Annotated in this window: 9 protein-coding genes; 4 read left to right on the top strand and 5 right to left on the bottom strand. The window is 73.7% G+C overall.

Annotated elements, in window-relative coordinates:
• Positions 1-26 precede the first annotated feature (26 nt).
• Positions 27-1,586, bottom strand: a complete 1,560-nt coding sequence (locus tag ACIPLC_RS16540) for an FAD-dependent oxidoreductase (protein WP_400473673.1) — start codon at positions 1,584-1,586, stop codon at positions 27-29.
• A 105-nt stretch (positions 1,587-1,691) separates the two neighbouring features.
• On the opposite strand from ACIPLC_RS16540, the gene ACIPLC_RS16535 reads away from it, so the two are divergent.
• Positions 1,692-2,315, top strand: coding sequence for a TetR/AcrR family transcriptional regulator (locus ACIPLC_RS16535; RefSeq protein WP_400473672.1), 624 nt, complete (start codon positions 1,692-1,694; stop codon positions 2,313-2,315).
• A 116-nt stretch (positions 2,316-2,431) separates the two neighbouring features.
• Here the strand turns inward: ACIPLC_RS16535 and ACIPLC_RS16530 are convergent, their stop codons facing one another.
• From ACIPLC_RS16530 to ACIPLC_RS16520, 3 genes are all read right to left on the bottom strand, one after another.
• Positions 2,432-3,649 carry a cytochrome P450 gene (locus tag ACIPLC_RS16530; RefSeq protein ID WP_400473671.1) on the bottom strand — a complete coding sequence of 406 codons (1,218 nt, stop codon included), beginning with the start codon at positions 3,647-3,649 and terminating at the stop codon, positions 2,432-2,434.
• Positions 3,630-4,892: an acyltransferase family protein gene (locus ACIPLC_RS16525; protein WP_400473670.1), complete on the bottom strand. Its 1,263-nt coding sequence runs from the start codon at positions 4,890-4,892 to the stop codon at positions 3,630-3,632. Before ACIPLC_RS16525 ends, ACIPLC_RS16530 begins: the two co-directional genes overlap by 20 nt.
• A gap of 218 nt (positions 4,893-5,110) precedes the next feature.
• Entirely contained in the window at positions 5,111-5,434 is a 324-nt protein-coding gene (locus tag ACIPLC_RS16520) for a heavy-metal-associated domain-containing protein (protein WP_400473669.1), read from the bottom strand.
• Positions 5,435-5,684: 250 nt separating this feature from the next.
• On the opposite strand from ACIPLC_RS16520, the gene metF reads away from it, so the two are divergent.
• The 3 genes from metF (at position 5,685) to ACIPLC_RS16505 (ending at position 10,354) form a co-directional block, all read left to right on the top strand.
• Complete coding sequence (metF, locus tag ACIPLC_RS16515) at positions 5,685-6,626, top strand: methylenetetrahydrofolate reductase [NAD(P)H] (protein WP_400473668.1); 942 nt, start codon at positions 5,685-5,687, stop codon at positions 6,624-6,626.
• 148 nt (positions 6,627-6,774) lie between these two features.
• Positions 6,775-7,938 carry a permease gene (locus ACIPLC_RS16510; protein WP_400473667.1) on the top strand — a complete coding sequence of 388 codons (1,164 nt, stop codon included), beginning with the start codon at positions 6,775-6,777 and terminating at the stop codon, positions 7,936-7,938.
• A gap of 166 nt (positions 7,939-8,104) precedes the next feature.
• Entirely contained in the window at positions 8,105-10,354 is a 2,250-nt protein-coding gene (locus tag ACIPLC_RS16505) for a heavy metal translocating P-type ATPase (protein ID WP_400473666.1), read from the top strand.
• Between the two features lie 95 nt (positions 10,355-10,449).
• On the opposite strand, the gene ACIPLC_RS16500 is transcribed toward ACIPLC_RS16505, so the two are convergent.
• Positions 10,450-12,240: a protein kinase gene (locus ACIPLC_RS16500; protein WP_400473665.1), complete on the bottom strand. Its 1,791-nt coding sequence runs from the start codon at positions 12,238-12,240 to the stop codon at positions 10,450-10,452.
• Positions 12,241-12,465 lie beyond the last annotated feature (225 nt).

Genomic DNA, 12,465 nt, shown 5'->3' with positions numbered 1-12,465 from the left:
CGGTGAGCCAGTCGACGACCAGCCCGTCAGTCCGTCAGCCCGAGGCCGCGAAACTGGCCGGTGAGCGCGGTCGGATCGGTCGTCCCCGCGGTGAGCCCGACGTAGCCGTCCGGGCGGACCAGCACCACGGCGTCGCCGTCGATCCCGTAGGCGCGGCGGGCGTGGCCGTCGGGGTCGAGGACGCCGACCCGGCGCACGCCCGGGAGGTCGGGCAGGGCGGCCGGGGTGGCCGCGCCGCCCTGGCCGCCGAAGGCCAGCAGGGTGGCGTGCGGGCCGCGGAAGAGGTCGAACAGGCGGGTGGGGGCGCCGTCGGCGGTGGCGCAGGGGGCGTCCGGGGCGCGGTCCCCGGCGCGGATGCCGGTGGCGTCGTCCAGGTCGCGGCCGAGCGGCCCGCCCCGGTAGTGGACGGACAGCCCGGTGAGGTCGGCGCCGGCCGAGTTGGCCAGGCTGAGGAACTGGTCGGTCAGGGCCCGGGCCCCGCCGCTGCCGAACAGCGCCCGGTGCTGGGCGGAGGAGGCGGCCAGGACGGTGCGGGCGACGGGCAGCCGTTCGGCCTGGTAGCTGTCGAGGAGCGGGTCGGGGGTGCCGCGCAGCGCGGCCGCCAGCTTCCAGCCGAGGTTGTGCGCGTCCTGGATGCCGGTGTTCATGCCCTGGCCGCCGGCCGCGGAGTGGCAGTGGGCGGAGTCCCCGGCGAGGAACACCCGGCCGTCGCGGTAGCGCTCGACCATGCGCACGGTCGGCCGCCAGACGGTGGACCAGGTCGGCTCGTGCAGCCGGGCGCCGGGCAGGCCGGCCCGTTCGGCGAACAACTCCCGGAAGGTGTCCAGGGTGGGGGCGGGCAGCCGGCCGTGCTCGTCGGGGGTGACGGAGGCGTGGACGGCCCAGGTGCCGTCCTGGCGCAGCGGGACCAGTACCAGGGCGCCGACGCCGAACCGCGGGTCGTCCCAGACGTGCATGGCGTCCGGCGCGAACCCGTCCAGACGCATGGTGGCCATCAGGAAGCGCTCCTCCTCCCAGGTCTCGCCGAGGAACGGGATGCCGGCCAGTTTGCGGACGGTGCTGCGGCCGCCGTCGCAGCCGACCAGGTAGCGGGCGGCGATCCGCTCGGGGGCGGCCCCCGCGTGCTCGCCGCGCCGGACGGTGGCGAGGGCGCCGTCCCCGTCCTGGGCGTAGTCGAGGAGCTCGGTGTCCAGCTCGACGGTGACGCCGTAATCGGCGAGCCGGTCGCGCAGCACGGCCTCGGTGTGGTGCTGGGCGAGCATCAGCAGGCCGCGGTAGGGGCGGTCGGGGGTCGGGGCGTTGGCGGGCGCCGGGTCGACCTCCTGGACGAGCCGGGAGCCCTGGTAGCTGTGGATCCTGAGGTTGAGGTCGCCGCGGGCGAGGATCTCGCCGGCCACGCCGAGGTCGTCGAACACCTCCAGCGTCCGGGGGTTGATGCCCTTGCCGCGCACGCCGCGGTCGCGGAAGGCCGGATCCCGTTCGATGATCCGGCAGTCGACCCCCGCGCGGGCCAGTCCGACGGCGAGCGTCAGTCCGACCGGGCCGGCGCCGACCACGAGGACGTCGGTCGTACGGGCAGTGCTCATGGCGGGCCCCTCCTCGAAATAAGATACGGAACGTTTCTTACTCTCGACTGTAGACTGGGCCCGATAAGAAACGCAACGTATCTACGAGGATGGGTGCGGACCTCGGTGACGACCGGCAGCGCAGCGGAAGACGGACCGGCGGGCGGCAGGGCCTCCCGCCGGCGCGGCGACGAACTGGAACGGGCGATCTTCGAAGCCGTCTGGGCCGAACTCGCCGACCACGGCTACGACCGGCTCACCATGGACGGCGTCGCCGCCCGCGCCCGGACCAGCAAGCCGGTGCTCTACCGCCGCTGGTCCAACCGCGCCGCGCTGGTCGTCGCCGCCCTCGGCCGCAACGCCCCCGACTACCGGGAGCCGCCCGACACCGGCGAGCTGCGGGCCGACCTGTCGCTCTTCCTGCGCAGCCTGCTGCACCGCTTCGACGACCTGCCGCCGGACGCCGTGCACGGCCTCCTGGTCGACCTGGTGCGCGACCCCGAACTGCGCGAGCACTTCCGGGGGTTGGTCTCCCAGGGCCCGGTGGTCGGCCTGGCGGCGATGATGCGCCGCGCCGCCGACCGGGGCGAGATCAACCCCGCGCGGCTCACCCCCCGCACCTGCTCGCTGCCGCTCGACCTGCTGCGCGAGGCCGCCCTGCTCGGCGGCGGCGTCCCGCCCGACCACGTCATCGACGAGATCATCGACGAGGTCGTCCTGCCGCTGCTCACGGCGCCGTCCGCGGGCTGACCGGCGAGGCCGGTGTCCGGACGGTGGCCGACCCGGCCGACCTGGCCGACCTGGCCGACCGTCGGCGGCTCCCGGCGGCTCCCGGCGGCTCCCGGCGACCCTCGGAGCCCCGGACGTCACCAGACGACCGGCATGCTCCGCAGGCCGAAGACGATGTCGTTGTGCTTGAACGCGGACTGCGTCAACGGTTCCGCCAGCCGTAGCCCCGGCATGCGGCGCAGCAGGGTGGCCAGTGCGACCTGCAGCTCGATCCGGGCCAGCTGCTGGCCGATGCACTGGTGCGGGCCGAAGCCGAACGCCAGGTGCGCGCGGTCCCGTCGGCCCAGATCGACGGTGTCCGGGGCCGGGAACACGTCCTCGTCCCGGTTGCCGGACGGGATCGCGGCGACCAGCCAGCTTCCCGCCGCCACCGCGGTACCGCCGACCGTGACGTCCTCGGTGGCGTACCGCAGCAGCCCGAACTGGATCACCGACAGGTAGCGCAGCAGCTCCTCCACGGCGGTGCCGATGGTGTCCGGGGCGGCCCGTAGCGCGGCCGTCCGCTCCCGGTCCGCCATCAGCACCAGGGTGCTGAGCGCGATCATGTTGGCGGTCGACTCGTGCCCGGCGACCAGCAACAGCACGCCGAGCGTGGCCAACTCCGGTACGGTCGGCGGCCGGTCGGTCGCCTCGCCGCGGACGATCAGCCGGCTCAGCAGGTCGTCCTGCGGCTCGGCGAGGCGTCGAGCGATCAGCTCGCCGAGGTAACCCTCCAGCCGCCGGGTGGCCGCGTCGCGGGTGGCCTCGTCGGCCTCGAAGCCGATCAGCACCTCGCTGTCGCGCTGGAAGGCCTCGTGGTCGTCGTAGGGCACGCCGAGCAGCTCGCAGGTCACCAGCGACGGGATCGGCAGCGCGAAGTCCCGCACCAGGTCGGCGCTCGACCCGGCGAGCATCGCGTCGATGTGCCGGTCGGCGATCCGCTGGACGGACGGTCGCAGCGCCTCCATCCGGCGCACGGTGAACTCGCCGATCAGCAGCCGTCGCAGCCGTGCGTGCGCTTCGCCGTCCAGCTGGATCATCGAGCCCGGGGGCGGGTCGCGCCGGTCGTAGGAGGGCAGCATGTGCATCGAACCCGCGCCGCGGGAGCTCAGCCGTGGATCCGCGAGCACGCTCCGGATGTCCTCGTACCGGCTGACCAGCCACGCGTCCATCCCGGCCGGGCAGCGCACCGGCGACACGGGCGCGTGGGCGCGCAGCCGGGCGTAGGTCTCGTCGGGGTCGAAGGGGCGGGAATCCGGTCGGGTGACCGGGAATTCGGGGGCGTCGGAGGCCGGGTCAGGGCGCGGTTTCGTCATGGGTGGCGGCTCCAGGATGATGGAGGGAGAGCGCATCGCGCCGACGCGCACGGGGCGGGCTCTCTTCGTGGACCGCGGCGGGCCCCGCACGGCGGCCGCGCGGCCGACTGAAGCGTCGGACCGCCGGGCGTTCGACCAGTGTGTAGAGGGCCGCCGCGAGGGCGAGGCTGATCGCGACGGTGAGCAGGACGTGCACCAGCCTCGTCGACGGGGAGGCGGTCGCCGCTTCGCCCGTGGCGTGCACGCCGTCGATCGGACCGTACTGGATGACGAGGTAGTGCACGAGGTAGAGGGCGAACGAGATCTCGCCCAGCCACACCGTGATCCGGCCGCTGAAGGGCGTGCGCGCGGTGCGTACGTCGGCGGCGGCGCCGGCCGCGATCACCAGGGCGAGTGCGAACGCGGTCGGTCCGGCGCAGAGTCGGAACACGCCGGGCAGCTGGGACTGGACCACCACGCAGGCGACCGTCAGGAGGAACGCCGGCGTCATGCCCAGGCGGATCCACTTCCCCGAGACCACGATGCGCGCCATCAGGATGCCGAGGACGAATTCGAGCATTCTGGTGAAGGGCAGGCTGTAGGCGAACCAGGACTGCAACTCCGCGATCGCCGGATCCCATGACGTGGCCGGCCGCGCCGGTAACACCTGGGCGGCGAACGGGACGGCGATGATCGCGATGGCGACGCCCACCGCCCACGACCACAACCGCGACGGCCGGATGCGCCCGATGAGGCGGATGAGCCAGGGGAACGCGAAATAGAAGACCAACTCGCAGCCGAGGGTCCAACTCGGCACATTGATTCCGATCAGCCCGCCGAGGGCGTCGAAGTTCGGAATCCAGGGCTCGATCAGCAGCAGCGGCGGAATCGTGTTGATCGCCGTGATCGACACACCGGCCGCGGCCATCAACGCCACGGTGGCGGCGAAGGTCGTCAGGTGATTCGGAAGGATCTTCACCAGACGCCGGCGCCAGAACAGCCCTGCGGTGTCGTTCGGGTCGGCGACCCAGGTGAGGATGAAGCCGCTGAGCACGAAGAAGAACGCCACCCCGACCGGTCCGAGGGTCGTGATCAGATACGGCAGGCCGGGGTGTATTGATCCGACGATCTGACCGGCCAGGTGGGATATCAGCACGGCGAACGCCGCGATGAACCGCATACCGGTCAACGACGGCAGACGGCTCGGACGAGCGGACGGTTCCGGTGCCCGCATCACCGCTTCCCTGCCGACGACGACATCCACGCCACCTAGATTTCTCGTGTGGGATCCGAGCATGTGCGTAAACCGTCGAACCACTATCAAATGGCCCTGTCGGCACGGTCAAGCTGATTTTCTCGATGCACCGCATCGCCTCGTACGGCCCAGCGGACCGGCCCGGCGGATCGGCCCGGCGATCCGCTGGGCCGTGGCCCTGTTCACATGAAGTGGTCGCCTTAGTCGGCTTGGTCGCCCTAGTCGACTTAGTCGTCGAGGCGGCCGACCAGGTCGTATCCGGCCTCGTCGATGGCGGCGGCGACGGCGTCGTCGGCCAGCGGCCGGGTGCTGTCGACGGTGACCTGGCCGGTGGCGAGGTCCACGGCGACGTCGGTGACGCCGTCGATCTGCTGCAGTTCGGCGGTCACCGAGGTGACGCAGTGGCCGCAGGTCATGCCCTTCACCTGGAAGACGGCCCGCCCGGCGGTCCCGGTGGCGGGGGGCGTGGTGGCGCCGGTGCCGCAGGAGCCGCAGCAGGCGGCGGCGGTCTCGGTGACGGCGGTCTCGACGGTGACGGCGGTCTCGGTCATGGGGGTGCTCCTGTCGTCAGTGCCCGGCGCCGGCCGCGGCTGCGGTCGGCTGCTTCGCTCTTCGAACATACCATACCCCCCTAGGGTATCTGTAAGTGCTGTTCCCGGCGGCCCCGGGCGTCCTCGACCGATCGTCAACCGATCCTTGTGGCACTCTCGTTGCGCCCTTCCGGCAGGGTGGACGCGGCCGCCCGCATCCCGGCGGCCGGCCCCGGCAGGCGGCCGATCCCACCACCCGAGGTGACACTCCATGGACCACACCACCCGACCGGGAGCACGCGGCCCGCGCGGACTGCGCGAGATCCTGGCGGCCGGCGAGCGGACGTACTCCTTCGAGTTCTTCCCCGCCAAGGACGACGCCGGCGAGCGCGCCCTGTGGGCCGCGATCCGGCGGGTGGAGGCGGTCGCGCCGACCTTTGTCTCCGTCACCTACGGCGCGGGCGGCTCCTCCCGCGACCGCACCGTCGAGACCACCGAGCGGATCGCCGCCCAGACCACGCTGCGGCCGGTGGCCCACCTGACCGCCGTCGGCCACTCCACCGCCGAGCTCCAGGCCGTCCTACGGCGCTACGCGGACGTCGGGATCCGCGATGTCCTCGCGCTGCGCGGCGATCCGCCCGGCAACCCGAACGGTGCCTGGCAGCCGCACCCCCGGGGCCTGCGGCACGCCGCCGAACTGGTCGAACTCGTCAAGGGCTGCGGCGCGTTCACGGTCGGGGTGGCGGCCTTCCCGGAGCGCCACCCGCGCTCGGCGGACTGGGCGGGGGACATCCGGCACTTCGTCGCCAAGTGCCGGGCGGGCGCCGACTACGCCGTCACCCAGATGTTCTTCGAGGTCGAGCACTACCTGCGGCTGCGCGACCGGCTCGCCGAGGCCGGCTGCGACACCCCGGTCATCCCGGAGATCATGCCGCCCACCGACGTCCGCCAGATCGCCCGCTTCGCCGAACTCAGCGGCGCCTCCTTCCCGGCGGGCCTGGCCGCACGGCTGGAGGCGGCCCGCGGCGACCGGCCGGCCGCCCACCGCATCGGCGTCGACCACGCCACCCGGATGGCCGAACGCCTGCTCCACGAGGGCGCGCCCGGCCTGCACTTCATCACGCTGAACCGCTCCACCGCCGCCCTGGAGATCCACCGCAACCTCGGACTGGACCGGGTGGCGCAGCCGCAGGCGCCGCTGGCGGCGGCCTGACGGGGGAGTGCCGGGGGCCTGACGAGGGAAGGCCGGGGGCCTGACGGGGGAGCGCCGGGCCCCGGCGGGGTGCGGCAGGTGATACCCGGTGCGGGTCTATGGTGCTCGGCGCTGGCGAACCCGTGGCACCAGGGAAGGCGGACCCACCATGCACGCGATCCTGCACGCGCTGTCCATCGCCGGAGCGATGACCTGGGAGATCACCTGGGCGCTGATCCTTGGCTTCCTGCTCTCCGCCGTCGTCCAGGCCGTCGTCCGCAAGTCCACCGTCGTCCGGCTGCTCGGCGACGACCGCCCCCGCACCCTCGCCGTCGCCGCCCTCCTCGGCGCGGCCTCCTCCTCCTGCTCGTACGCGGCGGTGGCCCTCGCCCGCTCGCTGTTCCGCAAGGGCGCGGACTTCACCGCGGCGATGGCCTTCGAGATCGCCTCGACCAACCTGGTCGTCGAACTCGGCGTCATCCTGGCCCTGTTGCTCGGCTGGCAGTTCACGGCGGCGGAGTTCGTCGGCGGGCCGGTGATGATCCTCGTCCTCGCCCTGCTCTTCCGGCTGCTGTTGCGTGACCGGCTGCTGCGCGAGGCCCGCGCCCAGGCCGAACGCGGCCTGGCCGGCTCGATGGAGGGCCACGCGGCGATGGACATGTCCGTCGCCGGGGAGGGCTCCTTCGTCCGGCGGCTGCTGTCCCGGCAGGGCGTCACGTCCGTGTCGCACGTGTTCGTGATGGAGTGGGCGGCCATCCTCAAGGACCTCGTCCTCGGGCTGCTCATCGCCGGTGCCATCGCCGCCTGGGTGCCGGACTCCTTCTGGCAGGCCTTCTTCTTCGCCGGCCATCCGCTCGCCGGCCGGCTGTGGGGCCCGCTGGTCGGTCCGCTGGTGGCGATCGCGTCCTTCGTCTGCTCGATCGGGAACGTGCCGCTCGCGGTGGTGCTGTGGAAGGGCGGGATCAGCTTCGGCGGGGTCGTCGCGTTCATCTTCGCGGACCTGCTGATCCTGCCGATCCTTAATATCTACCGGAAGTACTACGGCCGCCGGACGGCGCTGTTCCTGCTCGGCACCTTCTACACGGCCATGGTGCTGGCCGGCTACGTCGTCGAGTTCCTCTTCGGCGCGCTCGGCCTGGTCCCCGACCAGCGCCACGCCGAGATCCCGATGGCGGGCGTCGGGTGGAACTACACCACCTGGCTCAACCTCGCCTTCCTCCTCCTCGCCGCCGCCCTGCTCGCCCGCTTCCTGCGCACCGGCGGCCGCGCGATGCTCCGGATGATGGGCGGCGAGCCCGCCGCCGGGGACGGGCGCCAGCACGACCACCACTGACGCGCCGCCGACCCCCAAACACCTACCGGGGGTATCCATGCTTGCCTCGGATACCCCCTGGGGGTATAAAGGAGTCCAGCGCCGACCGATACCCCTCGCAGGTATGAAGGCCGGGCCGGAGACGCTCAGCACGTTCCCTGCACGACGACTGGCACGAGGAGCAACGATGACCACCCAGGCACCCGCCTCCACGGAGGTGGAACTCTCGATCGGCGGCATGACCTGCGCCTCGTGCGCGGCCCGGATCGAGAAGAAGCTGAACCGGATGGACGGCGTCTCGGCGAGCGTCAACTACGCCACCGAGAAGGCGAAGGTCGCCTTCGACGCGGGCGTCGACGTCGCCGACCTGATCGCCACCGTCGAGGCCACCGGCTACACCGCGGCGCTACCGAAGCCGCCGGCCGCCGAAGGCCCGGGCGGGCAGGCCGGCTTGACCGAGGCGGCCGACGAACTGACCCCGCTGCGCCAGCGGCTGTTCACGGCCGTGGTGCTCGCGGTACCGGTGATCGCGATGGCGATGGTGCCGGCCCTGCAGTTCGACAACTGGCAGTGGCTGTCGCTGGTGCTGGCCGCGCCGGTGGTCACCTACGGCGCCTGGCCGTTCCACAAGGCCGCGTTCACCAACGCCCGGCACGGCGCCGCGACCATGGACACCCTGGTCTCGCTCGGCACCGGCGCCGCGTTCCTCTGGTCCCTGTGGGCGCTGTTCCTCGGCGACGCCGGGATGCCGGGCATGCGGCACGGCTTCGAGCTGACCATCGCCCGCGGCGACGGCTCGTCGAACATCTACCTGGAGGCGGCGGCCGGCGTCACCGCCTTCATCCTGGCCGGCCGCTACTTCGAGGCCCGCTCCAAGCGCACCGCGGGCGCCGCGCTCAAGGCGCTGCTGGAACTGGGCGCCAAGGACGTCACCGTGCTGCGAGGCGGGGCCGAGGTCCGGATCCCGGTCGGCGACCTGGCCGTGGGCGACCGGTTCGTGGTGCGGCCGGGCGAGAAGATCGCCACCGACGGCGTGGTGGTCGAGGGGGCCTCGGCGGTCGACGCCTCGATGCTCACCGGCGAGTCCGTACCGGTCGAGGTCGGCGTCGGCGACCAGGTCACCGGCGCCACCGTCAACGCGGGCGGCCGCCTGGTGGTCGCAGCCACCCGAATCGGCGCCGACACCCAGCTGTCCCGGATGGCCAGGCTGGTCGAGGACGCCCAGAACGGAAAAGCCGCCGCCCAGCGCCTCGCCGACCGGATCTCCGCCGTCTTCGTCCCGATCGTGATCACCCTGGCGGTGGCCACCCTCGGCTACTGGCTGGGCACCGGCGAGGGCTGGACCGCCGCCTTCACCGCAGCGGTCGCCGTGCTGATCATCGCCTGCCCGTGCGCCCTGGGCCTGGCCACCCCGACCGCGCTGCTGGTCGGCACCGGCCGCGGCGCCCAGCTGGGCGTCCTGATCAAGGGCCCGGAGGTGCTGGAGTCCACCCGCAAGGTCGACACCATCGTCCTGGACAAGACCGGCACCGTCACCACCGGCCGGATGACCCTGCTCGCCGTGCACACCGCCGAGGGCGTCGGCGAGGCCGAGGCGCTGCGCCTGGCCGGCGCCCTGGAGCACGCCTCCGAGCACCCGATCGCCCGGGCGATCGCCGGCGCCGCCGCCAAGGCCGGCGAGCTGCCCGCGGTCGAGGGCTTCGAGAACGTCCCGGGCCTGGGCGTCCAGGGCGTGGTGGACGGCCACGCGGTGGTCGCCGGCCGGGAGGAGCTGCTGAACGACTGGTCGCAGTACCTGCCGGAGGGCCTGGCCACGGCCAAGCGCACCGCCGAGGCGGCCGGGCGGACCGCGATCGCGGTGGGCTGGGACGGCGAGGCCCGGGCCGTCCTGGAGGTCGCGGACGCGGTCAAGCCGACCAGCGCCGAGGCGATCGCCCGACTGCGCGCACTGGGCCTGACCCCGGTGCTGCTGACCGGCGACAACCGGGCGGTCGCCGAGGCCGTCGCGGCCGAGGTCGGCATCGCCCCGGAACACGTCATCGCCGAGGTCATGCCCGAGGACAAGGTCGACACCGTCAAGCGGCTCCAGGCCGAGGGCAAGGTCGTGGCGATGGTCGGCGACGGCGTCAACGACGCGGCCGCGCTCGCCCAGGCCGACCTCGGCCTGGCGATGGGCACCGGCACCGACGCCGCGATCGAGGCCGGCGACCTCACCCTGGTGCGCGGCGACCTGCTGGCGGCGGCCGACGCCATCCGGCTCTCCCGCAGGACCCTGGCCACCATCAAGGGCAACCTGTTCTGGGCCTTCGGCTACAACGTCGCCGCCCTGCCGCTGGCCGCGGCCGGGATGCTCAACCCGATGATCGCGGGGGCCGCGATGGCCTTCTCGTCGGTCTTCGTGGTCGGCAACAGCCTGCGGCTGCGCCGCTTCCGCTGAACCGCCCACCCCGCTAGACCCGCCGGGGCCCCGGAACCGCACCAGGTTCCGGGGCCCCGGCGCATCCCGGGCCCCGGCCCGTCACCGGACGCCCCTCAGCCCTGCTCGGGCAGCCCCACCGCCTGCCACCGGTACGCCGCGTCCTCCTGCCAGCACTGCAACTCGCCCTCCACCACCGCGGCCAGGCACAGCCGCCAGTCCTCGCCCATCGCGAGCGCGACCCGGGTGGCCGGGCGCAGCGTCGGCCGCCACCAGCGCGCCCGCCGGGAGGCGCCGCCGGCCGGCAGCCGCAGCCGGACGCCGCCCGCGCCGGCCAGCGCCACCGTCGGGCCGCCGCGGTGGCCGGCCATCGCGACGCCGAGGGACGGTTCGCCGTCGCCGATCTCGGGGGCCGGGCCGGCCGCGCCGAGGGTGTGCAACTGGACGGAGCCGTCCGGGCGCAGCGTGGCGGCCTGCGGGCCGGCGGAGGTGCGGGCCAGCGCCCCGGCGCGCAGGGTGCCGGGCGGCCCCAGCGGGGCGGGGCCCTGGGCCGAGCCCGGCCGCCAGCTCAGCACCTGCTCCCGGTGCTCGACCAGGACCAGCCAGGATCCGGCCCGCTCCTCCAGGGCGGCGAGCACCCGGTCGGCCGGGCAGCCGGGCAGCTCCTGGCCGGTGAGGGTGAGGCCGGGCGCCCAGCGGTAGGAGCGCAGCGCGCCGCCGGCCGCCGTCCAGACCGTCATCTCCCCGGCGGAGTTGACCGCCCCGGCGAGCCCGCTGACGCCGCGCGCGGCCTCCCACCAGCCGGCCGAGGTGCCGACCCAGAGCGTGCCGCCGCGGTCCTCGGCGCAGACCACCAGTTCGCCCTGGCCGCCGGCCCAGCCGGCCACCAACTCCCGGACCGGGCCGGGCCCCTGGCCGGCCGGCAGGCGCTGCCCGTGGTGTCCGGGGCCGGCCAGTGCGGTGCCGTCGGCGCCGCCGGTGACCAGCAGCGGCCGGCCGGCCCGGTCGGGCAGCACGGCCAGGCCCGCGGTGCGCGCCACCGGCCGGTGGGAGCGCAGGAGTTCGCGGCCACGGCCCACCCAGGGGCCGAGCGGGGAGGGGCGGCGGTCCGGTTCCCGGGCGAGCGGTTCGCAGGCCCAGCGCGCCAGGTCCTCGCCGTAGCCGGCGGCCAGGAGTTCGGCGCGGGCCTGCTCGGAGGCCAGCCGGTGGTCGAGCCGGCCGTGGTCGGGCAGCAGCAGGGTACGGGCGAGGGTGCCGACCGCGAACAGGTCCTTGGCGGTGGTGGGGAAGCCGCCGACCTGCTCGGCCTCCGGCGGGACGTGCCCGGGGGTGAACACCGCGACGGTGAGGGTGTGGTCGAGCGGGGCCAGGAAGGTCAGGTCGATCAGCTTGACCTGGTTCTGGGCGTCCACCAGGACGTTGGCGGGGGAGATGTCGCGGTGCACCCAGCGCTTGCGGTGCAGTTCGTCGACGATCCGGCAGAGCCGGGCCAGCACCTCGGCCACCGCCGCCGGGCCGCCGCGCTGGCTGCGGGCCCAGGTGTGCAGCGGCACGCCCTCGACCCAGGGGGAGATCTGGTAGCCGAGCAGCCCGGCGGAGGGCGCCGCGCCGGGGCGGTGCGGGGAGGGACCGAGCAGGAAGCTGGGCACCACCAGGTCGGTCACGCCCAGACGGTGGGCGTTGTGCGAGACGTCGTCCCAGCGGCCGAGCCAGCGTCGCACCTCGGAGGGGTCGCGCTCCAGCATGATCTTCGCGGCGACGAGTTCCTTGAGCCCGCTGTGGCCGGTCCGCACCGCCCGCCACACCTCGGCCTCGCCGCCCCGGTGGTGGAATTCCAGGAGTTCGTACTGCTCGGGGTCGAACTCCGGCCCGAACCGGAGCCCGGGCACCCAACGCGACTCGGACACGAAACCCCCGACTGGACCCTGTTGGCCTGTTCGCCCTGACCCGACCTCGGGTCGGTTCCCGCACGGTGGTTCTCGCACCGCTGCTGCTGTGCCGCCCAGGATAGTGCTCATTTCTGTTCGTCTGCCCGGTGGAGGGCCTATTCTGATGGGCGCCCGAGCAACATCGACACGACGTCAACTCATGATCACTCACGGCACGTTGATCATGGGGGTGGATTTCCTAGC

It is taken from the genome of Kitasatospora sp. NPDC086801 (assembly GCF_044745805.1).
Taxonomy (GTDB): Bacteria; Actinomycetota; Actinomycetes; order Streptomycetales; family Streptomycetaceae; genus Kitasatospora.
Note: the sequence above shows the minus strand (reverse complement) of the source record. Positions and strands in the feature narration are given on the sequence as shown.

Bases quoted from the DNA above. Each gene is read 5' to 3' on its own strand.
- ACIPLC_RS16540 (WP_400473673.1), bottom strand. From the start codon at position 1,586: ATGAGCACTGCCCGTACGACCGACGTCCTCGTGGTCGGCGCCGGCCCG.
- ACIPLC_RS16530 (WP_400473671.1), bottom strand. From the start codon at position 3,649: ATGACGAAACCGCGCCCTGACCCGGCCTCCGACGCCCCCGAATTCCCG.
- ACIPLC_RS16520 (WP_400473669.1), bottom strand. From the start codon at position 5,434: ATGACCGAGACCGCCGTCACCGTCGAGACCGCCGTCACCGAGACCGCC.
- metF (WP_400473668.1), top strand. From the start codon at position 5,685: ATGGACCACACCACCCGACCGGGAGCACGCGGCCCGCGCGGACTGCGC.
- ACIPLC_RS16510 (WP_400473667.1), top strand. From the start codon at position 6,775: ATGCACGCGATCCTGCACGCGCTGTCCATCGCCGGAGCGATGACCTGG.
- ACIPLC_RS16505 (WP_400473666.1), top strand. From the start codon at position 8,105: ATGACCACCCAGGCACCCGCCTCCACGGAGGTGGAACTCTCGATCGGC.